Here is a 23,574-nt window from a genome sequence, read left to right as displayed (position 1 = left end):
GGTCTGGTTCGTTTGTTCTGAGTCACGGTAATTCTCCTCACTATGGTGAATTAGGCCGTTCAGTTAGATTTGTCCAGCACTTTTGGGGAGCTTCAATCCTGACAAACCGAAACCACCAGCGAATATAGTTTTTAGCTTTTAGAATAAATTCCCTAGTAATTTTTACTGTATAATCGGGAAAATCTTCTGGACGCTAGCCTATGCGAGCCTTCACTGATTATTACCTCCAATTGTGCAGAGCTTGCATTTTCTACATTCGTCACTTTGCACTTAGCCAAGACTCCATACATTCCAAGCAGGCTATGTCATGAGGTGCTGGCTTGTCAGTGATGTTTTTATCAGTAAGGAAAAGATCGCTCACAATGAGCACTATGTGTTGAAAATCTCAGTCAAATGTATCCACAGTGAGTAACATATTCTATAGAAAGTTGTTCACTGTGATTATGAGAATAGCTCATCGTGAATAAGTTAGTTGATATTTCTTAGAATTTTACTTAACTCTAATGACATTCGCAGGCAATAGTCCGTTTAGGAATTAGCCTTAATAACAGCAAGTTAATCTCGCTTTGGCAGTAAGTGGGGGGCCCCCCTATGACTGCACAAAGGCGACCAAAGAGGGGGGGTGTCATGTAATCAGTGAGGCAACATAGGCTACCACATGATTAAGTAACACTAGGCCGTAATACCATATCATGCTGGTGGTGCCGATTCAATCGTTTACTAAATTTAAGAACATACGAATTGAGGAAGTTCAATGAAGAACAAGTTAATCGCATCAGCGTTTTTGCTCTGTGGAGCGCAGGCTATTGCGAGTGGGTACTACGAAGCATGCAATCAAGTATTAGTTAATGGTGTACTTGAGAAGTATGAAGTAAATCGGAACTTTGAAGATAGCATCGTCCTAAAAAAGTGGCTTTGTAGCGAAGATTCAGGTTCAAACGGCGGTGGCGGCAATCTGGGTCTAAACGTTATCGATGTGTTGGACTTTAATGCTGGCGGTCAAAGTGCAAAGCAGTGGAAGAGAACCAATTGTCGCAACACAGACTATGATTACAAAGGATCTAAGTCGTCACATATTTTGATACAGCGTGCGAGTCCAGAGGTAGTTTCTGCCTGGGCGCAATGTATTAAAGACATTAGGCCTGATAATCTAGTGTGCTATGCTAAAGAAACAGATCAAAGCCTTCATGTTGTGATGGATCTGCAATACGGAATTGGCAACATCAAAAACCTTGATATTGTGGGGACCAATCTAACCCTATTAAATCGTGAGCCAACAGAGCTAAGGCCAGGCGAAACATCAATGCGCTACAGGAAAGTAGACGAGAGCAGGGAAAGCTTTTTCGATCTCAATGGCGAGGCAGATTACATAAACGTTTCTTGTAACTACACCGTTCCGCCTAAGCCTAAAAATGAAGGTAAGAGCTGTGAGGCATTCAGGTTGACCACTCTTTCTAACGGCAAAATATCTGCCCGGACTTACGAGTACCTGAGAGCAGAAGATCAAGTCCCCCTGTTTAGCTCTAGAGACGGCTCGCTGATCGGATACTATCCATGCTCAGTATTTTAAGATGGGAGTTTAAAATGATGAAAAGATATATACTTGGTTTACTAGCCTTGGGATTACTTTCTTGCCCATTAATGGGACAAACGACGATTTCAGGTCCTCGGGTGGAAGCAAGATGTGAAGAGGATAGCATCGATACTCCCAAGTCATTGCAAAGAAATGCCTGGGCGAAGAGATGTGGTTATATCTCGCGAAGGACTTGGGACTTTAATGTCCATGATGATGATGGATCGATCCGTGCTCGACCTTTTTATCCAAGTTTCTCGAAGAAAGGAGACTTTGATGATTGGTGGAAAGCGCCAGTGGTTGAAAGTGCCAAGTGCGGCCTAGGGCCTAACAATGTCTACAGTTTTATAACAAATTGTAGAGCTTCATGTTTTACGCCCGATCAGGAAATTTTGTTTGAGGAAGGTAGCCTTACAATTTTTGACGCTTTTTCTAAGCGTGCGACCAACATCGTAACACTTTCCGATTCGGCCACGATAGATAGCCTTGAGTATACTATTAGACCAGTAGAAGAGTATACTGAGTCTATAAGGAATGTGGAGCACGACATTCTCGTGATCAAGACTGAAACAGGCGGTCAACTTAAGGTCACACCTAATCATCCTCTGCTTGTCTCAACAGGTCATATGAAACTTGCTGAAGACTTAAAGAAGGGTGACAGTTTGATTCATAAGTCTGGCAACTTTGATCAGATCGATTCAATCGAGTTGGTGAAGTTTTATGGCAAGGTTTACAATGTTAAGCCAAACTCTAGGGATGAGAAGGGGACAGTAAAGTTGAATGGGCAGGTGATTGTCGCGCAAGGCTATCTTTCAGGCTCGATTTACTACCAAAACTCAGGCGCAAATTTTGTGAACAGGCTCGTCCTCCGAGATACAATCCCGAGTAATCTTTACAATTAATCGCTATATCAAAGGGGGGCATCCCCCTTTAGATCGGAGTTTCGAATTGAGAAAATTATTTATGGCAATGCTATTTTCGCAGACAGCCTTCGGTTCAAGCTACTTCGCTCAAAAGTCGTTCGGGCCAATCTATTTTGCAAAGAATACAAGTGGACCTGAAAAAAAACTTTACAACCACTGTAAAACCAAAGAGAGGCTAACAAAGAGAGAGTCCATAGAAAGGACCGAATGGGCAGCTCGATGTGGATACATTTCAAGTCGAGAGGCAGATATGTTTATCGATGAGGGACATTATCCAACATTCCTTAATGAACAGTTTATCGATTCAGATGACTTCCTTGCGCCCGTTGTGAACGCGAAGTTGATCCGTGTAGGCGGTTTTAATGGTTTTAATGGTTTTAATGGTTTTGGTGGTGCGGAAACAATTTCATATACTGTTTGCAACCTCGTTCCAGAGGATTATGAACCAAGGGGAGCTTGCCCCGTTAACTTGAGGTAAATATGAAAAGAGTGGCCTGGACTTTAGCAACGGTGCTAATTCTATCTTCGTGCGGAAAAGAAAGCAAAGACAACAATGACAAGGAGGAGCCAACAAATCTGGTTCCTGTCGAAGTCGAGCCTTGCGCCCCTGTTCTCGTGAACAGTTGTACGATCGAGAGTATTTCGAACGATGCAGCTCACACGAGACTGAAAGCTCTTCGTAAGTGTGAGATCATCTCTGAGAGAACATTAGATTTCTACAAGAATGCAGATGATGGCACAGAACGAGAAAAAGTAATTTTTCCAGTTCTGTTAGACACTGAAAGTTCAGAGTTAGTAGATATTCAGCCTGTTCTTGATAGTTGCCGGCTACCAGCCGCCAGCAGTAAAGTTTGTATGATCTTTTGTAATCCTTTAGGTAGTTTATGAAGCGATCTCGTATAGTTATTCTATTGATGGCTGTTGCCAGCCTGCTGGCAATGCTGAAGGTCTTTGGTTCTCGGGAAACGGTCGAATTGACGAAGATGAACGTCGGTAGTATCGATAAAACCTCGAAGACATCTACTAAAGATCCGACTCAGGGGACGGTGTTAGGGGATTCCAGCCAATCTGAGAATCGTCCAGATACTATAGACAGTAAAGTGTCAGAGCCATTAGTTAAGCTAGAAGGAACGCTTAGAAAGCCATCTGAGGCCTACGAACAATTTCTAGACTTGTTGGATAAGCCATTAGTTTCTGAAAATGATAAGTCGGCTTTTTTGTCTATAATCGACGATCCAGGCCTTGTCGAATTTAGCGAAAAAGTTCTTACGAGAAGCGAGTTTGGCGAGCTGAACTTGTCAAAAGAGAGGGAGCGCTTGGATGCGATTTCTTATGTTGGTACCTTGCTATCTAAGAAATTTCCCGTAAAAGATGATATAGAAGCAAGAGCTATTGAAGTCGTAAAGACAGTCTTGTATCGTGAATCGATTCAAGGCCAGCAATCCGAAGATCTTAAAAAGTCCCTCATAGGTGACAAGGTGGAGCTTGGTGTTGTTCTGGCGGTCCATTGGCCTAATGAATGGAAAGAAATCGTTCAGACGAAAAAGATTCCAGAAAGGCTTATCGAACATATCACGTTCTACTCTGATCGCCACAATCTTCTAATGCGAGAGAATGTAGGAGCTATTGTGAAGAAACTTAAGTCAGGGGCTTAGTTGCTTGAAGTTAGCTTTCCTCTCATGATCAGTTTCTTTCACCAAGGAAATTTATAACATAATACTAATAGGAAATATGATGACGAAGTTTCTTCTATCTACGTTAATTTTTGTAGTGACTGTATCAACTGCTGGCTATGGAAGTGTTCAAGCTGAAGCCGAACAAGAGATATCTAGTCAGCTTAACAGTTTGGACGACGGTGTGGATGAAGTTTGGGGGAGTTGTATTGCTAAGCACCCTAGAAGGTCTGCTCTCTTTACGACAAATATATTCGTTGGAGAGGCAGCGAAGTATGAGGTGCTCACAAACTGCTACGTTTTTGCGTTCAATAAGAACTACCAGCCTTGCGATTGTAAGGTGACATGCACAGGATTTTCTATTCCAACAGATTGGCAAAAGATAGCGGTGCAGCTAGCCAAGAAAGGAGTCTCGAAAACAATTAGTTGCGGAATTTAACGAAATAGGGGCGGTCCTCATGGATTGCCCAAGCTTTTATGAGTGGCCTAATGAGTTTTGCGATTATTATTTGTCTCTCAGTGATATTTATGACTGGGTGCGGTGAATCAACCTCTACGTCTAGACTAGATACAATTTTCGACGAGCTTGAAGGTGAATTTGTTACACCCGAAAGTGAGGACCCTTTTAGTCGAAGGGTAGGTGTTCTTTGGCATCATTTCCCAGAGTTTGAGACATCTCTGCCTTTCTGTTCTGCTGTCCTTATAAAAGACGACCTGGTGGCAACTAACTCACACTGTATTCCCGCTGATATCTCTAGTATCTATTTCGACCTGGAATTTAGGTCTTTAAGAGCGAAAATTGATGATAATATTGATGAGTTTCCCTCGAAGTTTAATACTATGACTTATAAGGGCGAGTTGTCGAGAAAGTCGTTCGTTCCAGAGTATGGCTTTCACTTTAAAGAAGTTCTATTGAACGATAAAGATGTTGATATGGCTTTAGTGAGAATTTCGGTGACTGGGCGACCTGGTTTACTTGACTCAGCAAATGGAGGGGAGTTTAAAGGTGGCGATGTCGTTCTCTACTCACATTTTCAAGGAATGCCTTTATTCAAATCAACGAACTGTACTTCTTGGAAAAAAGGCAAGATTCTCTATCATGATTGCGACAGTTCTTCAGGAAGTTCGGGTGGGCTATTGGTGAGTGCTGATTCTAATGAATTTGTTGGCTTGCACCGACAGGGCCCAGTAAGAAACAACTCTGAAACAGCTTTTGAAAGAAAGAGGTACGAATCTCGTGAGGAGGTATTCGAAATGCTTTGTGGCGACAATTGTGGTCAGCAAGAATTTTACAAGGCTGGTAATAGAGCGATACCGGCAAGTGATTTGATAAGAGCTATATCAGATGAAAAGTAGAACTTGGTCTTTATTGATTGTCCTAGTCTGCGGGGTGTTCGCAGTTTATCATTTCAATTCGGACGACCAAATTGGGAGAGCCCCCTCTCCGATGTTGGAAACACTCGATATTCAGAATAGTAAAGAGAAGCCCCTTACTCACTCCCCCCGTCAACAAGTGGAAGACCAAAAACGAGATCTAGTTGAAATGCTACCGCCAACCGCCGAAGATAAAGTGGAATCAGCTTCGAAGAAGGGTCGGGAGAATCATATTGCTAGAAAGACTGATGAATATGTTGATAAAGGGTTGATTACTGGGGGCGATCTAGAAATCACTGAAGAGAATATAGATCAGCTCATTCAAGAAGCCAAAGACTCAGGAGAAGTCGCCAAGCTTTCCTTCCTCTTGTTAACAAAGATAAACCTTAGACAGCTTAACGGAGAAAATCTTGACCAATTAAGCGCCTACTCCGAAATCGGAGAAAGGTTCCCTGAGCTGTTTGGTGATAGTCGCTTCTTACTTGCTTACTATGGAGCAGCATATATGGCAAATAACCTTGAGGTGGCCAAAAAAGTCACAGGCATTTTGGAGTCAGCTAAGCTTGATGATCATTGGGAGGACCTAGATTGCATTAGGTACTTAAATGGAAAGCTAGAAGGCGCACATACCGATGTCTTAGAGAATCTTAGATTGGGCTGTGTGGAGAGCGATAGTATCCTTAAAGTATCGATAAGTAGTCTTGGCGGGTAGCTAGAATCGTTAAGTTGGAGTAGAGTCGCTGAAGTTGAGTAGATACTTGCAGTCTCTAGGATTAGTACTCACCATGCTATTTTATCCCCAAGAAGAATTTCCTTACTGACAGGGCCTAATTATGTTGATTGATGACGTTGCTGATGCGATATCCTCCTATGTCGAAGCGCACCCCAGTAGATCACTCCGTACCTTATCTAGGCGTTCAGGAGTAAGCTACTCGACAATTCGCAGGATTGTACAAAAAGACGTGGGCGAGCCTTCTGTCGAGAAGACGATTCTCCCTATCTTAGGTGTCTTCCTCAATCTAAAAGAAATATATTCTATATTAGAAAAGAACAATCAACCAATGGCTTCATTTATTAGGCCCTTTGTTGGTTTTGAGAAAAAACCTACGCTGGATCTGTGCGATCTAGATCAGCAGATCATTCTGGAAGCGACAGGAAAGCAAGGAACAACGAGAGAGAGAATCGAGACCCTGCACGGACAATTGACAGGAGCAGGAAGATTGGAGTATTTACTTGAAACAGGGTTGCTTCAAGAAATCGATGGCAAAATAAAGGCTAAAAACCTTTACCTCTCGAATCCAAAGGTTGTTCTAAGTCATATTGAAATGTCAGCAAGAAACTTTGACATCGAGAATATTGGCCGAGGCTCCTTCTATAATCACTTCATTGGATCGATGAGTGAGCAAGATTTCCTGAAGATAAAGCAATTAGGGAAGGCTTTTGTGGACGAGATCGCAAGAGTTCGAGACAACCCCACACCTGGAAAGGAAGTCGTTGTGAACCTTAACATACTGGGCGATGTGTTTTTTTCAGAGGAGATGAAATGAAGAGTTTTATAGTAATTAGTCTATTGCTAGTCATGTTTTCTGCCCATGCCCGCGAAACAACTGGCGGCGGTGGTTTCGCTAGGCATGTTGAGGCTATAAATGCGAAAGTGTTTGACTCAATCCACCGAGATTATTTGAGAAGTGGAAATGGGCTAGTTGAGTTCAGGTCTGAGAGTTTAAAAGTGATAAAGATGAAACCTAATGCTATTGAAGCACGCTATCAAAGTAGTTCTGAGGATGTCACTTTAATTAAGAAATAGAAGAGTTAGAATAGATGGGCACTGATAATTGGCTGGCCTTGGAGTAGCGTTCTAAGGCACTTGCACCTACCCTCACAGCCATATTTATTACGCGTATAGCCTCCAAGAATGCCTGTGAAATGTAGATCTTTACACTATTAGACGTCACGCAATTGTGAGGAAGGGCTGTTTTGTGAAAGCTTTGAAACCATCCTCGATGACGCCTCTCCTCTTAAAACAAAGAATATCAAATTATTTTTGGTCAGGAAGAGAATGAGGAGCCTGAAATAGAATTGGGGCATCTTGCTTTATTCCCGTGAGTTCTGGACGACCAGTGCCATCAGCATTGCCAACCCAAACACCCACAGTAACCTCAAGGCTGACACCGATGGCCCAGGTATCGCGAAATCCAAGACTTGTCCCTGTTTTACAAGCAATATTTTGCCCCCCTAGAAACTTTTACCAATGAGCTTCCACTCCTGGGCGTATGAATTCTTGCATCGCTTCAATCGTTAGGAAAGACACTCCGAGGCTCATCTTGAAGCCGACTGATTGTTTTGTTATTTGTCCTTTGTGCAATGAAATCTCTGGTATAGTATCCCCGTCTGGATTTGAAACCTGGTATGCCATGAGGCTATATAAGTCACTGAGTTGGAATAATGTGCTTTCTGCGTCACCCAAAATCAGAGATTGACCATAGTGAGATGTTGGTTGGTTAAGAGACGTACGTCCAAAGCTGCGAGGGATTTCCTGTACCAAGGTCGTTTGAGTGATCAAAGAACTATCAAGCTTGAGGCCATACAAAAAGGGTTCAAGTAGGCTGCCTGTGCTACTTGGCCGTTGAACGATGTCGACGAAACGACCTTCTTTCAGTTCATCTAGAGGGCTATTACCAATATATCCTATAACCCTTTTCTTCTGGTCTAGAACAAGATTAGCTAGATTATTAATGTGGTTGCCAGAGAGCACACCGCTAAAACTTTTACTTATCTGATAGAGTCGATTCTGTAGGGGCTGATTGATATAGCTATTAAATGTATTCGTTTTCAAGTTCTGTTTTTTATTAATCCTAATTGCGCCTAGAAGAACTTGAGAACCTTTGCGGGCAAAGAAACCGAATTTCTCCTAGTAGTTAAACTTCACGATCACCTGCTGACCCTTCTCACCATCAATGGGCAACCCAGTAGGTCCAGAGTACGTCAATATTTTGGGAGGGCTGCCAGGGCGATAGGTAAAACTCATTTTAGGGGCAAATTGACGGATAAAAAAACTCTGGGGAGCAAGTGATAGTTTAAGAATAGTCCCATCCTTGTCCGATGCTCTCCCCTCGGGGGCAATGCGGAAATCAATGGTTTCAAAACGGTAGGGGAGAGCCAAAGCGAACTTGAGGCTCTCGCCTTGCTCCAGTTTGGCAAACTCTCTGACGATGAGTTCATGAAACGATTTGCCATGTATGAAGTCAGATTGCCATTTAAGCTCGCCAGTTTTTTCCTTTTGATCTTTGCCTGGACGGTAGCGAATGTTTAGGGTTCCTGAATCATTTTTTACGAGTGTGGTTTCTCCTGTAAGGAGATTCTCATAATTATAATAGAGAAGAGTCAAGTCCTTATAGTTGTAAGTAACCTCCTCGCGCATAACCTCTTGCTTCTTAAGGTCGTAATAGACCGCCTTTTTATTGAGCTGCCCGGCAGTGGTGGCGATATCTTCATACCCCTCATAGACTTTCTCTTGAGAGTCCTGGGCGTGGATTGTGAAATGAACACGCTGACCAGTGAGTGATGCAAAGGATCTGCTCGGCAACAACACAAGGATACACGGAATAAGCAATGCAATTTTCATTTTAGCTGGCCTGACTTTGTTCATCGGATTCAAAAGCTGACATAATTTCTTTAGGGAACGCTTGATCGGGAGAATAAAGGCCCCAAAGAAAGCGTCCGCCGGGCGGAATGGGGCTGTTGACAACTTCGTAGAAGTTTTTTGATGGCCTAGGAATTTCTTCGATATTGACCTCAGACCCTTGAAGTTGGATAGGTTCTCCTGTTTTTAATGACTTCAGAACCTTACTAAGTAGGGAACAGACTTTTTTGTGAACTGGAGAATGGGTCATTGCTGCCTCGGCTTCAAGATATGTCGCAGCTTTTTTTAGCTGATTGCTGCGGGTATATGCCAGAGCTACATTGTATCGCACGAAGCTACGGTTATCGCTGTAGCCAGGTGGCAGGTTACGAAGGGCCCTTTGATAGATCTCGATGCCTTGCAGAAAGTTTTGCTGTTTGACGTGAGAGATTGCCTGGCTATTCCAAAACGATATAAGACTGTCGCTGCTGTCCATATTCCCAAGGAGATTGCTAGCCTCTTGATGCTCACCTTGGCGAACAGCGATGGAAAGCTGAGCCTCTTTGGCAAACGCTGCGTTTGGAGCATCCTCTAAGACTTGGCCCATGGTTTTTCGAGCGTCATCGTCACGTCCTACTGCTGATTGCTCGGTAGCAATCGCACACAGCCTTTCTAGATTTTGAGGGGATAGGGAGTTGGCTTTCTCAAGGTAATTTAAGGCATTTTCGTGATCGCCAAGTTTTAAGCATGCCTTGCCAAGTAGGTTGAGAACAAATGTACCATAGCCCATGATCTGAGCTGCTAATTGGCCGAGACGCTTAGCCTCTTGAAAGCTTCCTTCATGGAGGGCAAATTCCCCTTGTAGCAGAACCTTCTTACCCCGTGGCACTTTAGAGTCGACGAGCAGGCTGTTGAGTATAGACTCGGCTTTTTGAGTTTGAGCGCTCTTGAGTTTAAGGCGAAACTCCCTCTCTTTGGAGCTTAGTTCCGATGGATATTGACTCTCTTTAAGGGCCGAGAGAATGGAGGCGATGAAGTTACGGGCTTGAATCGGTTTACTAATCACCTTATTGACACCGACTTCCTTTAGGAGAATCTCATCCTTGTCTTTGAGTAGCGACGAACAAACCACAATAGGGATGTCCGCTTCAAGCTCATGGCGCACGATCTGGATAAATGCAGGGCCAGGAATCTCCTTGAGCTTCCACTCGGTCACAAAAAGATCAATGTTCTTATACTTTCGTGAAAATTCAAGGGCGGAGAGCCCATCTTCAAATTCCATTACCGAACGAAAGTCGAGCTTCGATAAAATTTCAGCGATGGGTTTACGCACAGCTTCATCCGAGTCAATCACGACACAAGTATCTTTTTTAATGGGATTGCGACATTCCTTGAGAGATTTTCCCATATAGCGGTTGGCCATACGTTCGATCAGCTCCTCTTGGCTATTATCAAACATCAGGGTTTCGTATAGGTAACTGACCCCTTCTTGCTCTTGACCAGTTAAGAAATAGGCTTCTGCAGTATTTAATAGTTGTTCACTGGACTGATCCACGCCCTCTAAGAGCATCTGCTCCATCATTAGGCGATCCATGTACCATTCTCGGCTCATAAGATACTTGCGAAAGAAACGAGCTGCAATGGCAATATCGCTGCGATCGCTCCGCGCCATGCTAATGACTTCCTTCAAATCGTTGCGAATGGAATTATGGCTCAAAGTTCCCACATGAAACGACATCGTACCGAGACTGAAGGCAAATGGAATCAAGTATTGCTCGGAGTCATCGAAAAATACAGTGATCCGTAGATAGCGAAGTTTAGGATCTTGAAGACATATCTTCAGTAGGTGAAAGACTGTCACAGGGTCGGCTATGTAGGGGTGCGTTAAGATCCAAGCTACCTGATATTTATTGGGATAAGACAGATATTCAGACAAGGATTTTAACGCGAAGACATTACGATAGCCTAGATCGCGCAGGATGCCACCGACAACTGGTCGTAGGGTTCCAGAGCCGTCGATGATGACGACATTAGAGTTCTTGTCGGTGAGGCTAGGCGCTGGCATAGAGTTCCTCATCAATTTTCAGGGAAAAAAACACGGGCTTTAGCAGATCAGACGGCTTGAACGGATATGGAGTCACGCCATCAGCGAGAGGCACAATCTCGCCTCCGATGGTCCAAATAATGCGCGGTCCTGGCCTCACTGCCCTTGCATCTTCTACCAGGTGAATGATGTCTTCCCGATTGAAGCCTTTTTCCATACAAAGAAAAACGTCCACTGGCTGAGTTCTGACTGCATCCCGAGCTTCTTCAATATCTGTGAAAGATTGGTGACTCGCCCCACGATTGCCGAAGGTATCGCCCAGCATTCGAGCAGATGTGTCACTGTCGGCTAGAATAATCACTTTGTATTGGCTGAGAGTCTGCTTCAGCTGATTTTTAGCCATGGCCGATGGGTCTCCATTGGGGCGATATCTGGCATTTTGCGATCGGTTGCTCCTATTATAGCATCGCTTGGAAGACAGTGCGAAAAAGCTACGGCTTCAAAGGGGACCTAGCTTCGCAGATCGGAAAGTCGGTTCATCGTAATCTGAGCACAGCTCACAGCTCCCATTGAGTAGGCAGCCTCTGCATAGGAAAGAAAATACTCCCAAGTGCGCAGAAAACGATCATCGTATCCTAAACTCTCAAAGATTTGCTGATTCTCAATAAATTTTTGGCGCCAGATCCTGAAGGTTTTACTGTAGTCAAGACCCATATCATGGAGGGCTACCACATGAAATTCTGATTTTTGATTGGCGGCCTGGATGACTTGAGAAAGTGAGGGGGTCAAGGACCCAGGAGTGATGTACTTGTGGACCCAGTCTCCACGGCTTTGGTCGAGGGTAACAGATTCAGGGCCGACCAATACCTGGTGGACCATCCGACCACGGGGTTTCAGCACACGGTCACAGACTTCAAAGAAAATGGGCAAATCTCCCTGAACCAATGAATCGGTAAGCTCCACGGATACAATGTGATTGAATCGACCGCTGACGTCGCGAAAGTCGATGAGTAAAGGCGTGACCCGATCTTCGAGCCCTAGCTCTTTGACTCTCGCGTCGACATATCGGAACTGTTCTTCTGAAATGGTTACGCAAGTAACATGGCAAGCATAAGTCAAGGCTAGGTAGAATGTGAGAGACCCCCAGCCACAGCCTAAATCCAAGACTTCATCCCCTGGTTCAATCTTGAGTTGTTCTCCGATCCGACGATTCTTAAGCCTTTGGGCCTCCTCTAAGCAAATCGGGGCAGACCCAAAAAAAGCCGCGGAGTAGGTGAGGGATTCGTCAAGGAAGTAGGAAAAGAAATTGGCGCCAAGGTCGTAGTGAAAGCTAATATTTTTGTCGAAGCTGCTATAGCGACTCTGATGCAAGAAATTTTGGATCTTATGGACACTTTCAAGAAATAGAAATAACGATGGTTCCGAAGACCCTTGGTCTGGTTGGTGATAATTGATCAAAAACCACTTGATGAGTTCAACGATGTCCTCTGACTCCCAGTAACCATCGACGTAGGACTCTCCGAACCCCAACTCCCCTGACTTTAATAGCCTTTGGAAAAAGTCTAAGTGTTTGATACGAAGTTGTGCTTTGACCCGATTTCCGTAGCCAAACGTATAGTTATAATCGTCGCCATCAATCTGAAGCGTAAGCTTACCTTTCGTCATCTTCTGAAACCGAGACAAGACGCTACTTTTGTAAAGAGACGATTGATAGGTCTCGATTCTTCGTAAGGTTTTGGGGATTACTTTATCCATAAAACCATCTCATTTTAGCAAGCAGATGCCGTAGTTTACCTTTATTTATCGCAGGGAGTAAAATTTTTTTTAAGTAGACGTCTAATGAGCGACAAGAGGCTGAATTTGCCGAGCTCTAGGACCTTGGGCGACCGATATCCTACAAGGGGAGGTTCCATGAAACTACTATGCATGTTAGTAGGTATAGGCCTGGTCTCTTGTGCCAGCTCTGATGATCCTAAATATGTCTATGGGTGGTGTTATCAGCCACTTTACTGGCCATCGGACTGCGTGGAGCCTGAGATGCCTAGCAAAGAGGAAATGGCTAAATGGCGGCGGGAAAAGTACCGCCGCTCATTGGAGGACTGACGTCAGGCCTCTCACATGGGTTTATGGTTTTGCTAGGGCATCACTCACGGTCTTGTCAATGAGGTGCTCATCAGCAATGAAAGGCAACGTGATGTGACCCCCCTCCTGCTGGTTATAGGTTTCACTGGTGCTTATGGAATTGGGGTTGCCAGCCCAAGCTCGTCTCGCCACACCACCCATGACGTCCCAGGGCATAGCCGTTTGGATAATATCATCGGTACGAGTGCTGCCATCCAACAGAAGTCCGAAGCCACCGTTGATGGATTTACCGATGCCAACGCCACCGCCGTTATGGAGAGCGACTAAACTCATGCCTCGCGCCGCGTTTCCAGCAAAGATCTGGGTTGCCATATCTGCCATGATATTGGAGCCATCTTTGATGTTGGAGGTTTCCCTATAAGGAGAATCCGTTCCGCCTGTATCGTGATGATCGCGACCTAACATGATGGGGCCTACCTCGCCCTTCCGCACCATGTCGTTGAACTTCAATGCCAATTCCCGTCGACCCCAGGCATCTTGATAAAGGATGCGGGCTTGGGAGCCGACCACCAGCCTGTTCTTCATCGCATCCTTCACCCAGTTATAGTTGTCTATGTCTTGGTATCGGGGCTCAGACCTTAGACCCTTGATGACTTCAGCCGCTGCTTGGTCGGTTGCTTCAAGATCTGATTCTTTGCCACTCAAGCAAACCCATCGGAAAGGTCCGTAGCCGAAGTCAAACAGTTCTGGGCCAAGAATATCTTCCACATAGCTTGGCCAGATAAAGCCATCCTCCTCAGACTCTCCATTTCGCGCGATTTCTTTAACTCCAGCATCAAAAACAGCTTTCATAAAAGCATTTCCGTAATCAAAGAAGTAGGTGCCTCGTTCCGTGAGTTGTTTGATGGCTGTAAAATGCAGGCGGAGTGTCTCATTCACAAGAGACTCAAAACGGTCCTTGTCTTCGGCTAAAAGCCGCGTCCGCTCGTCGAAGCTAAGGCCAACGGGGCAATAGCCACCGTCGTAAACAGCGTGGCAGCTGGTTTGATCCGAGAGTAGGTCAATTTTTTGATTGTGCTCTACCGCATACTGAAGAAGGTCAACAATATTGCCATGAAATGCTATGGCACAGCCTTGACCGTCCTTCTTGGCTTCATCAGCCCAAGCGAATGCTTGCTTTGGTTCGTTGGTTACTTTTTGCACCCAGCCTTGGTCAAGGCGAGTTTGAATGCGAGATTCATCGACTTCAGCGATGATGCCGGCAGCTCCAGCAATCTCCACCGCCTTACCTTGTGCGCCACTCATACCGCCGAGACCGCTGGTGACAAAAAGTCGACCTGCTAGGTTTTGATCCTGGGGAATCCCAAGCTTTAGGCGGCCCGCAATGCTAATAGTATTGTAAGTGCCGTGAACAATGCCCTGGGGGCCGATATACATCCAGCCACCAGCTGTCATTTGGCCGTAGTTTGCTACCCCTATGGCAGCGGCTCGATGCCAGTCTTTTGGGTTGTCGAACATTCCTACCATCAGAGCATTGGTTGTCATCACCCGTGGTGCCTGCGGATGGCTGGGGAACAGACCAAGTGGATGGCCGGAGTATAAGACAAGGGTTTGATCATCGCGCAACTCTTGCAAGTAGCGTTTGATCAGCTGGTACTGCATCCAGTTCTGACAAACCTGACCAGTTTCCCCATAGGTTACCAGCTCGTAAGGATAAAGCGCGATGTCGAAGTCTAAGTTGTTGTCGATCATCAATTGAAACGCCTTGCCAGCGAGACATTGACCCTCGTACTGGTCGATCGACTTGGCCTTGATCTTGCCCTGTGGCCGAAAGCGGTAGCCGTAAATGCGACCGTAAGTTTTTAATTCAGCCATAAACTCGGGAGCCATTGTTTCGTGAAGCTCCTGAGGCAGATAGCGAAGTGCGTTTCGTAGAGCAAGTTTTGTGTCTTTTTGACTTAATTTATAGAGTCGCGATGGCGCTCTTCGAATGCCAGATTCAAATTCTGGTGCTTTGGGGAGGTCACTCCCCAGTGTAAGGTGCTGAATGTTGCGGTTTGCCATGCTTGCCCCCGTGAAGATCTGTGAGGGCCTAAAGTTAGCCGACAAAGGCCGGAAAATAAAGGGTTTCTTGGGGCGGTAAAGCTGTGATAAAAGGAAATTTAACTAGCTACTTACGTTATAAGTGGTTAGTATATTTTGCTATGTATGAAAATTACATTTTCTTTACAACCAAACCGAGCTATCAACGTTAGTATCGTCATGCTCGAATGGACATCCCGGAATATTGTGTTAGTGAGGAGATTTGTATGGATGCCTACTGGTTACTTTGTCTTTTTGTATTCGTTTTTGCTTACCTGCTGAACATTTGTTACATCACCGTCTTCTATCATAGAGGCCTCACACACCAAGCTTTAGAGTTGCCTGATGGGGTGAGACGCTTTGTGGTGGCAACTGGCGGTTGGATCACTGGGCTTGATCCGAAGGGCTGGAGCTGCATGCACCGCCTGCACCATCGATATTCAGATACTCCCAAGGACCCTCATAGCCCTGTGCATAAGGGATTCTTTATGATCGCCTACCAACAGCTGCTCTCTTATAAGGCAGTTCTCAGGGGCTTGATCAAACGTGATCCTGAGTACTGCAACGTGGTAAAAGACTTAGACTTTGAAGTGAGTTGGATGAATCGTCGAGGACTTTGGTATCTGCCATACGTCCTCCATGGAGCCATCGGCTTGATCCTGACTTGGCAGGTAGGCTGGTTACTTGGATCAGCTTACTTTTTGGGAATTATGAGTCATCCTGTTCAGGGCTGGATGGTGAATTCCATGGGGCACGCTTTGGGGTATCGAAACTTCAACACCCACGATAATTCGAAGAATAATACTTTGGTCGCATTGCTGGTTGCAGGTGAAGGCTACCAGAACAATCACCATCGCTACCCCCGAGCTGCGAAGTTTTCCATGCGTTGGTGGGAAGTTGATTGGGGCTATACGATGTGTCTCGGTCTAGCGTCGCTCGGTGTTGTGAAATTTGACTCTTCGGCCAACCTTCGAGACCTTGATCAGCCTGAACCTTGGGATCTTGTAACAAACCAAGTCTCGTAACAAAATTTCAAAGTTTTATCGAGAAAAGAGCCTCCTTTTTAAGGAGGCTCTAGTTTTTTTACACCACTTTAAGGGCTAGAAATATCAGGCGGGAAAGGGCATTCTAATGAAGAAGGGAGCAGCTTCCGTAGAGGAGTCCAGGGCATGGATATTTTTGTCGATTTTGTTCGGTTAAAAGTTTTGACTCATCTTCCCGGTTCTGCTAGTTAGCTCACGAAATGGATATGATCGACCTAGCTATTAGGAGAGGTAAATGGCGAATGTACAGGATCAACTCAAAGACATTGGATTAGATTCCTTAGGAATCACCGAGGCCGAAACAATTTTTTATAATCTTTCTTACAATGAGTTGTTCCAACACGAAACAGAGTATGATGGCGATGACTTCGGAAAGGGAACCCTTACATCCTTGGGTGCCGTTTCTGTCGACACGGGCCGCTTCACGGGGCGATCTCCAAAAGACAAGTATATTGTCAAGCATCCCGACTCTGAGAACAACGTGTGGTGGTCAGGCACTGGTTCTGATAACCACCCTATCTCTCCCGATATTTGGGATAAGCTTAAGACAAACACCCTCAATCGCTTGAACGGCAAGAAGCTTTACGTGATGGACGTATTTTGCGGAGCCAACGAAGCGACCCGTTTGTCCATTCGTTTGGTCACTGAAGTTGCATGGAAGGCACATTTTGCTAAAAATATGTTCATCCGTCCCACTGACGAGGAACTTAAGAACTTCAAACCCGACTGGACCATTCTTGATTCCTGCAAGACAGGCTACGATAACCATAAGGAAGACGGCCTAAGGTCTGAAGTCTATGCAGCTTTTAATATCGAGCAGCGACAGACCATCATTGGTGGAACTTGGTATGGTGGAGAGATCAAGAAGGGTATCTTCACAATGATGAACTACTTTCTACCACTCAAAGGAATCGGCTCGTTCCATTGCAGCGCGAACCACGGCAAAGATGGCGACACTGCCTTGTTCTTTGGGCTATCGGGAACAGGAAAAACTACCTTGTCGGCAGACCCTAAGCGATCACTGATCGGTGACGACGAGCACGGCTGGGACAAGGACGGGGTCTTCAACTTTGAAGGTGGTTGCTACGCGAAGTGCATCGACCTTTCCGAAGAGAACGAACCAGATATTTTTCATGCTATCAAACGTGATGCACTGCTTGAAAATGTGGTTGTGAAAGATGATGGCTCGGTAGATTTCCACGACACCTCGAAGACTCAGAACACTCGGGTTTCTTACCCAATTTATCATATCGATAACATTGTGAAGCCAGTGTCTAAGGGCCAGCACCCTAAGAATGTCATATTCCTTACTTGCGATGCTTTTGGTGTTCTACCGCCAGTTGCTAAACTCACTCCGGAGCAGGCACAATATCAGTACCTCAGTGGCTATACAGCGAAAGTTGCGGGTACAGAGCTAGGAGTGAAGGAGCCGACTGCTACATTTTCCCCGTGCTTCGGTGGTCCTTTCTTACTTTTACACCCCACGAAGTATGGCGATATTTTAGCAGCTAAGATGCGCGAGCACGGCGCCAATGCTTACCTCGTGAACACTGGCTGGAGTGGCGGTGGCTACGGCGTTGGTGAGCGGATGAGCCTGAAAGTAACTCGACGAATTATTGATGCAATCTTTGATGGTTCTCTAGAAAAAGCCGAGTACGAGCCATTCCCAATCTTTGGTTTCGAAATACCAAAAGGTATTGAGGGTGTGCCTTCAGGATTACTAAATCCTAAATCAACTTGGTCAGATACAGGTGCTTACGATGAGGCTTTAGAAAAGTTGGCGAAAATGTTCACCGACAACTTCAAAAAATACACCGATAACGAAGCCGGTAAAGCGCTTGTCGCTTCGGGCCCTAAGCTCTAGTCTTCTCTTAGCAATTTCTGCTTTTTTAGAGAGGCTCCCGGTCTGGGAGCCTCATACTCTTCAGAAAAAGTATCTCGATCCGATACGAACTCAGGGGGAACCAAGAGGCTTTCCTCAACATTCTCTAATGCTTTAGTGGGAAACGATAGTTCATGAATCCACCATCGAATCGCTGGTTCAGGAAAGCTTTGTCTTTTTTGGTGCCAACACTTCGGATATCGAAGCCCAGCTGGCAAGCAAACTGGCTTGAGTTAGAGAAGAAGCGTTTTCGTAATATTGCGCGCTGGCTCTTTATATCTACAGCCATCGGTTATGTCCTGCATTTCGTGCTCATAGATCTGCCCCTTGGCAAATCCCCTATCGAAGTCTGGATCGCTTACCGTTTCGGCCTAACCGCATTCTCGCTCTTTGGGTTGGCACTCACGTTTCACGAAGGTTTCAGTTCTTCGCGATTCTATAAAGTCCCAGTATTGGTTGCTGGATTCCTCTTCAGTATCATGCAGGCTCAAGCCATGGTGTGGCACCCGGCAACCCCTTACTTCTACGCCTTTCTCTTGCCTTGTTTGACGACTGTGATGGCGCGTATGGATCTACTGAAGAGTCTGGGCTATCTGGGATTGATTCATGCTGTTCAAGTTCCAACTCTGTTAGCCACTGGCCTAGAAACGCACCTCATAGTTAGCGCGATTACTATGAGCCTTGGTGCTGCAACTGTATTTCGATCGAATATGATCTCTGATGTTAATGCCTTTCTCTCAGAGCAGTTAAAGGATGAAATTCAGCATAAGCTCAATGATGCTCTAAAAACTACAAAACACAAAGAGAAGGCTCTTGCTGAATCGAATCGCCAATTGGTTCGTAAGAATTTGGTGTTTCAGACATTGCTGGAGTCCAGTACCAATCTTCCCCACTTCCAAGATGTTCGCGAACTTTTAGAGTATGCCATTGACCAGTTTGAAGAGCTATTTCAGGACTGTGGTGTGATGATGATCCTGTCTGATCAAGGGACCCACCGCTTTGGAGAGGCCGTGTACACAAACATTGCTGAAGATACCCAGCAGCTCATGGCTAATAACTATAGGAAACTACTCAATGATGAGTTTTTGAACTCCTTGAAACTATCAGTTTTCAACGATGAGTCTGGTCATCACTATCCTGTCGAGTCTCTGATTTCCTTGCCGATGATCAGCTCGGCGGATAAAGTCGTGGGAACGGCACTCTTTATTGGAGTTCAAATGGGGCCGGAGGCCGTGGAGACGATTTCTTTGTTCTTAGCCCTCGTTACAAGCTGTGCCGAAAACCTTGCACTAACCAAGCGGCTCGAACACTTGGCACATACGGATAACCTTACCAGTGTTTACAATAGGAATTACTTCGAGCGAGAGATCCGGCGGCATATACGCACTAATACTGAATATCCTGACTTGCATTTCAGTGTTTTACTCGTAGATGTGAATGGCCTAAAGACTGTGAATGACTACTATGGCCATAAAGAGGGGGATAACCTCATTGTCAAAGTTGCGAATCTTCTCAAAACAACCTGCCGTCGCACGGATGTGGTTTGTCGATTGGGAGGTGATGAGTTTGTGATTATTTGCCCAGAAACTAAAGATGCTAGCAAACTTCTCTATCGCATCCGTAATCGGGAGTCGAGTATGAGGCTGCACTTTCATACCGAGGCCGGCCAAGAAATCGAGATGCCAGTATCTGTCAGTGTGGGGTTAGCCAGCACTTGCCAGTTTTCTCCTGATGGGATTCTGCGCGCCGCAGATGAGCTGATGTACGAAGATAAGCGGAAGCACTATCAGTTACATCAATTGAAAAGAAGCTCTTAAGTTCTTTCTATGCTGTTAGTTATGGTGTGGATCACAAGATACGACTGTAGAGCTAACCTTCGTTCATACTGAACTTCGCCATCAGCCTTTGCTTTTGCTGGTTTCTCACCCAACGAACGATTTTCCCTACAGCTTGGTAGACCTTGATCCGCAATTCATCAATCGGTAAGGCGGGGCCTAGGAAGCCCATCTGTTTGGCAAATTCATAAATCTCTTGGTACATTAAGGTCCAGACCACAGGATTAACCTGCCGACCAAAGATGATATCGTGCTTGTTGGCGAAAAACAAAGTGTGCTTTTGGCCTTTGAAGTCTCTGTGTTCGAAAAAAACAGGAACGGTTTGAAAACCAAGTTTTTCATAAAGGGATAACAGTTGGTCGGTAGAGCTACCAATGATCCAGTCACGGCTATGAGCCATGGCGAGGTATGATGAGTATTGGAATAGGCCTTCCAACAGGTCTCCTGCTCGGTAGTCTGGATGGGTACAAACCCTGGTGATTTCAATGATGTCTTGCTTCTTAGGGAAGTAACGGGGGATGACTAGAGAGTGTTCATGCTCAAAAGGTTCGTTAGCTTGGGTGATGATTAGCCTTAAGCTAGCAACGACTCTAGTGCCGTGTTTTGCAATCACGATAATCGATCGCTCGTCAAACTCATCGCCCATGGCCTGAGGCTGATCGTCTACATTGGGAATCTTTCCTTCTAAAGCATAGGCTTTGGTACGAAGGTTCACCACAGCGTCGTATTCCTGCGACGAAGAAACGGTTTTAAAGACGACAGCATCCTTGATAGAAGAAACGGGGAATTGCAATTTGTAGAGCTGTTTTGGGGTCCAGCGGTCGTTGTACTCAAATAAAAGCTGGCCAATATGGTGCTTAAACATACCATGGCAATTGAGGATACGTAAGCCAATACGTTTGGTTCGCTTATTGGTGTAAGCTACGCGAACGGTTACTTTTGTCCATATGCCTTTTTGCACTAGGAACTGGATATTATAAATTTCGCCAAGATCCCAGGTGAAAGAGTCTTCGATGGTTCGTAAATGTAATAGGTTGTAAGATGCGCGGTCGAGCCAAAACCGACATAGTATCATCTCTGTAGAATCACAGACGTCTACTTTGGCATCTAGTTTTGGCGTCAACTTAGGTTGCGGGCTTTGCGGAGGCCATTGATATAGGCCGAGGCATGCCAGGGATGATGTGTCTTGCTTTTTTGCCATAGAACGATTCTCCAAATTCGTTCCCTAAAGGTGCCTAGCACCCACCTTGTTAGCGGCGAAGGTACGATATTCTTTAGAACTTTCTGAAGCGGGAGCAATATCACCGACTAGCAAGAGCCTTAGAGTCTAAGAAAAAATAGACTCTCGAAATTGATCGCGTATTAGCGAATAAATTCCCTCGTATTATTGGTATATTAGCCCAAGTAATCCCTTTCTTGACCTAATCTGCCACCTCACCCTTTTATCTAGGTAGAACTGGCAGGGTTTACTTATATCTTCATACCCAGCGGATAGAGTTGAAGATTCACCTTCACCAGTTGATCCGCTTCACCTTGGTTGGTCTTCTGCTTAGCCTTTGTGAGAAAGGCCTTCATTTCCTGTACCAAGTCTAGATAATCTTTTTGGGACAAGCAGAGTACTTCAGAGGTGAAAACGGCTTGATCGGGACGATCCTCATACTGATCGATCTGTTCACAACCTTCAATGAAGCTAGCCTTGAGATAGTCCGTTTCTGAATCGAGTGCTTCCTGAATGCTCTGGCTTCGCTGGCTTTGGAAGTAGACTCCATTGACTTCCTGAACGAAATCCTTTTCGAGCAGAAAGCTCAGGGTGTTTTCGATCTCTCGGTAACGATGCCGGCCGAAATAATCAAGTAGGTCGCGAAAGCTTGGTCGGCCATTGAAAAGATTGAATGCCTCAATCACTTCAATAGCTGATTTAGTAGGTGCTTCGACCTTTGGTAGCGTGCGAGAGTCGAAGCGGCTGTTAATCATGCTTTCGAGCGACTGTAATTGTCGTTCGAAATAGCTTCGCTGCTGAGCACACTTGCTGTGATCTTTTTCTAGCAAGCAGTGAAAGTAGTGAGTCTGAGTTTCGGACAGATCGAAAACTTGACTCAAGACTGACCAGTGCTTACGACTGATCGATCGACGGCCTCTGATCATATCAGAGATGTGACCCTTGGAGCTGATACCTAGCTTCTTGCCGAGTATCGTCAAACTAAAGGTCGGTTGTTTCTGCTTTTGAAAATTGTACAGACTTTTGAGAGCCTCGTGAGAGGACTTTGATGAAAGTAAAATGTAATCAACTTGATTCATTAGTCGCCTCCTTGCGCTTCAAATACTTAAAATATCCCCCTCCGAAATTCAATAATTTTTAATCGAATCCGTGATTTAGGCCAACTATTGGTTCGCAAAAAAGATTAATTAAGAGGCACTAAAGAGCCTTGTTGAATTGATTGGTTTTGGCTTGATTAAGCCGTGTTTAGCCAGAATTTCGCTAAAATCATCAAACAAAAGTGGTTTAGTTAAGACATCGTCTGCCTTCACCAATTTGCCCCAACCAGTATCATCAAACGCGCAGTAGTTAGGTGAGGCCCCAGTGACAATGAAAAATGGGATAGTTTTCCGTAGATGTTGTCGTACATCCATCACGATGTCGAGCATCTCGCGACCGTCGAATTCCGGCATGGCTAGATCGCAAAAAATCGCGTCAGCAGCGAGAACCAATCGCATCATTGTTTGAGGATCTTTAAGTTTGCGGCTATCCTGTAGATATTGGCCGTGAAAATTAAGCTCTTTTGGAAGATCTGAAACATAGCTGTCGTACACGTGTAAGATTTCCAAGTCGTCGTCAATAAATACCATATTCATTTCAACACCTAAATTAGCAGTTAGAACCAAACTCCATCTAAGATAATTAAGAAATCGACTTATCTTTCAGAAAGATAAAGAAAAGCGAAATAGCTCAAAATTATAGCTACTTAACAAGTTGAATTCTGCAACCGTTGTTTAAGATCCCCATATTTCGCAATAGTTCAGCATAAGAAACTGCTCCTTTTGTATGGGGTTGAAGCAAATATTTACCGAAGGAATATTTGCGGCGACAGAATTTAAAGGAGGATACCATGAGTGGCCAGGCAGTGAGACGACGATACATTCGTGCAGCACCTGATGACAATGAGTACGTGCAAATCGATCACAAGCTTGAGGGTGATTTTACGTTCTCCTACGCAGCATTAGTGGTAGAGGAATCTCCATTGGGAGGTTGCAGTATCGTGTGTCTTGATTCGGTTGGGCTTGAAAAAGGCAGCGTCTGTCGGATGAAAGTGGGGCATATGGCTCCTTTACGTTCCGAAATTGTTTGGGTCAAGGTTCTCGATGAGCATGTCGTGCGCCTGGGTGTAAAATTCCTTGAGTAATCTTCCTATCATTTAGAAGCTATCCTCGTTAGTATGGGGC

The 23,574-nt window shown here is 45.1% G+C and carries 24 protein-coding genes; 15 read left to right on the top strand and 9 right to left on the bottom strand.

The window, feature by feature from the left end; genetic code table 11:
* Window positions 1-754: 754 nt before the first annotated feature.
* The 10 genes from B9N89_RS25195 to B9N89_RS25150 all read left to right on the top strand — a co-directional run bounded on the left by B9N89_RS25195 (window position 755) and on the right by B9N89_RS25150 (window position 7,350).
* Window positions 755-1,570: a hypothetical protein gene (locus tag B9N89_RS25195; protein ID WP_132323963.1), complete on the top strand. Its 816-nt coding sequence runs from the start codon at window positions 755-757 to the stop codon at window positions 1,568-1,570.
* Window positions 1,571-1,584: 14 nt separating this feature from the next.
* On the top strand, window positions 1,585-2,475 hold the full coding sequence (locus B9N89_RS25190) for a Hint domain-containing protein (RefSeq protein ID WP_159455626.1): 891 nt from the start codon (window positions 1,585-1,587) through the stop codon (window positions 2,473-2,475).
* Window positions 2,476-2,536: 61 nt separating this feature from the next.
* Window positions 2,537-2,974 (top strand): hypothetical protein, encoded by a 438-nt coding sequence (locus tag B9N89_RS25185; protein ID WP_132323959.1) that lies wholly within the window; start codon window positions 2,537-2,539, stop codon window positions 2,972-2,974.
* A 2-nt stretch (window positions 2,975-2,976) separates the two neighbouring features.
* Window positions 2,977-3,384: a hypothetical protein gene (locus B9N89_RS25180; RefSeq protein WP_132323957.1), complete on the top strand. Its 408-nt coding sequence runs from the start codon at window positions 2,977-2,979 to the stop codon at window positions 3,382-3,384.
* Window positions 3,381-4,151 (top strand): hypothetical protein, encoded by a 771-nt coding sequence (locus B9N89_RS25175; RefSeq protein WP_132323955.1) that lies wholly within the window; start codon window positions 3,381-3,383, stop codon window positions 4,149-4,151. Before B9N89_RS25180 ends, B9N89_RS25175 begins: the two co-directional genes overlap by 4 nt.
* A 79-nt stretch (window positions 4,152-4,230) precedes the next feature.
* The gene (locus B9N89_RS25170; RefSeq protein WP_132323953.1) at window positions 4,231-4,608 is read left to right on the top strand and encodes a hypothetical protein; all 378 of its coding nucleotides are present in this window, start codon (window positions 4,231-4,233) and stop codon (window positions 4,606-4,608) included.
* 50 nt (window positions 4,609-4,658) lie between these two features.
* Window positions 4,659-5,525 carry a trypsin-like peptidase domain-containing protein gene (locus B9N89_RS25165; RefSeq protein WP_159455625.1) on the top strand — a complete coding sequence of 289 codons (867 nt, stop codon included), beginning with the start codon at window positions 4,659-4,661 and terminating at the stop codon, window positions 5,523-5,525.
* Window positions 5,526-5,616: 91 nt separating this feature from the next.
* Window positions 5,617-6,255, top strand: coding sequence for a hypothetical protein (locus tag B9N89_RS25160; RefSeq protein WP_234996159.1), 639 nt, complete (start codon window positions 5,617-5,619; stop codon window positions 6,253-6,255).
* A gap of 121 nt (window positions 6,256-6,376) precedes the next feature.
* A complete protein-coding gene (locus tag B9N89_RS25155) occupies window positions 6,377-7,090 on the top strand; it encodes a hypothetical protein (RefSeq protein WP_132323947.1) in 714 nt (237 codons plus the stop codon).
* Window positions 7,087-7,350, top strand: coding sequence for a hypothetical protein (locus tag B9N89_RS25150; RefSeq protein WP_132323945.1), 264 nt, complete (start codon window positions 7,087-7,089; stop codon window positions 7,348-7,350). Before B9N89_RS25155 ends, B9N89_RS25150 begins: the two co-directional genes overlap by 4 nt.
* A 438-nt stretch (window positions 7,351-7,788) precedes the next feature.
* Here the strand turns inward: B9N89_RS25150 and B9N89_RS25145 are convergent, their stop codons facing one another.
* The 5 genes from B9N89_RS25145 to B9N89_RS25125 form a co-directional block, all read right to left on the bottom strand.
* Window positions 7,789-8,379, bottom strand: a complete 591-nt coding sequence (locus B9N89_RS25145; protein WP_132323943.1) for a penicillin-binding protein 1C — start codon at window positions 8,377-8,379, stop codon at window positions 7,789-7,791.
* Window positions 8,380-8,454: 75 nt separating this feature from the next.
* Window positions 8,455-9,168: a hypothetical protein gene (locus B9N89_RS25140; RefSeq protein WP_132323941.1), complete on the bottom strand. Its 714-nt coding sequence runs from the start codon at window positions 9,166-9,168 to the stop codon at window positions 8,455-8,457.
* A 1-nt stretch (window position 9,169) separates the two neighbouring features.
* Window positions 9,170-11,242, bottom strand: coding sequence for a response regulator (locus tag B9N89_RS25135; RefSeq protein WP_132323939.1), 2,073 nt, complete (start codon window positions 11,240-11,242; stop codon window positions 9,170-9,172).
* On the bottom strand, window positions 11,217-11,612 hold the full coding sequence (locus B9N89_RS25130; protein ID WP_132323937.1) for a DNA-binding transcriptional response regulator: 396 nt from the start codon (window positions 11,610-11,612) through the stop codon (window positions 11,217-11,219). The genes B9N89_RS25135 and B9N89_RS25130 overlap by 26 nt, the downstream gene beginning before the upstream one ends.
* 107 nt (window positions 11,613-11,719) lie before the next feature.
* Complete coding sequence (locus tag B9N89_RS25125) at window positions 11,720-12,964, bottom strand: SAM-dependent methyltransferase (protein WP_132323935.1); 1,245 nt, start codon at window positions 12,962-12,964, stop codon at window positions 11,720-11,722.
* Between the two features lie 156 nt (window positions 12,965-13,120).
* On the opposite strand from B9N89_RS25125, the gene B9N89_RS25120 reads away from it, so the two are divergent.
* Window positions 13,121-13,312, top strand: coding sequence for a hypothetical protein (locus tag B9N89_RS25120; RefSeq protein ID WP_132323933.1), 192 nt, complete (start codon window positions 13,121-13,123; stop codon window positions 13,310-13,312).
* Window positions 13,313-13,333: 21 nt separating this feature from the next.
* Here the strand turns inward: B9N89_RS25120 and B9N89_RS25115 are convergent, their stop codons facing one another.
* Window positions 13,334-15,355: a urocanate hydratase gene (locus tag B9N89_RS25115; protein ID WP_132323931.1), complete on the bottom strand. Its 2,022-nt coding sequence runs from the start codon at window positions 15,353-15,355 to the stop codon at window positions 13,334-13,336.
* 245 nt (window positions 15,356-15,600) lie between these two features.
* On the opposite strand from B9N89_RS25115, the gene B9N89_RS25110 reads away from it, so the two are divergent.
* From B9N89_RS25110 to B9N89_RS25100, 3 genes are all read left to right on the top strand, one after another.
* Window positions 15,601-16,398: a fatty acid desaturase gene (locus B9N89_RS25110; protein WP_159455623.1), complete on the top strand. Its 798-nt coding sequence runs from the start codon at window positions 15,601-15,603 to the stop codon at window positions 16,396-16,398.
* A 253-nt stretch (window positions 16,399-16,651) separates the two neighbouring features.
* Complete coding sequence (gene pckA, locus B9N89_RS25105) at window positions 16,652-18,280, top strand: phosphoenolpyruvate carboxykinase (ATP) (RefSeq protein WP_132323927.1); 1,629 nt, start codon at window positions 16,652-16,654, stop codon at window positions 18,278-18,280.
* Between the two features lie 152 nt (window positions 18,281-18,432).
* Window positions 18,433-20,115, top strand: a complete 1,683-nt coding sequence (locus B9N89_RS25100; protein ID WP_132323925.1) for a GGDEF domain-containing protein — start codon at window positions 18,433-18,435, stop codon at window positions 20,113-20,115.
* Between the two features lie 52 nt (window positions 20,116-20,167).
* Here the strand turns inward: B9N89_RS25100 and B9N89_RS25095 are convergent, their stop codons facing one another.
* The 3 genes from B9N89_RS25095 to B9N89_RS25085 all read right to left on the bottom strand — a co-directional run bounded on the left by B9N89_RS25095 (window position 20,168) and on the right by B9N89_RS25085 (window position 22,986).
* Window positions 20,168-21,334, bottom strand: coding sequence for an N-acyl amino acid synthase FeeM domain-containing protein (locus B9N89_RS25095; protein ID WP_132323923.1), 1,167 nt, complete (start codon window positions 21,332-21,334; stop codon window positions 20,168-20,170).
* A gap of 269 nt (window positions 21,335-21,603) precedes the next feature.
* Window positions 21,604-22,431: a TIGR02147 family protein gene (locus B9N89_RS25090; protein ID WP_132323921.1), complete on the bottom strand. Its 828-nt coding sequence runs from the start codon at window positions 22,429-22,431 to the stop codon at window positions 21,604-21,606.
* Window positions 22,432-22,539: 108 nt separating this feature from the next.
* On the bottom strand, window positions 22,540-22,986 hold the full coding sequence (locus B9N89_RS25085; RefSeq protein WP_132323919.1) for a response regulator: 447 nt from the start codon (window positions 22,984-22,986) through the stop codon (window positions 22,540-22,542).
* Window positions 22,987-23,240: 254 nt separating this feature from the next.
* Here B9N89_RS25085 and B9N89_RS25080 point away from each other — a divergent pair, with 254 nt between their 5' ends.
* Window positions 23,241-23,534 (top strand): hypothetical protein, encoded by a 294-nt coding sequence (locus B9N89_RS25080; RefSeq protein ID WP_132323917.1) that lies wholly within the window; start codon window positions 23,241-23,243, stop codon window positions 23,532-23,534.
* Window positions 23,535-23,574: the final 40 nt, after the last annotated feature.

The organism is Pseudobacteriovorax antillogorgiicola (assembly GCF_900177345.1).
Taxonomy (GTDB): Bacteria; Bdellovibrionota_B; Oligoflexia; order Oligoflexales; family Oligoflexaceae; genus Pseudobacteriovorax; species Pseudobacteriovorax antillogorgiicola.
This window is presented reverse-complemented; position numbering and strand designations above follow the sequence as displayed.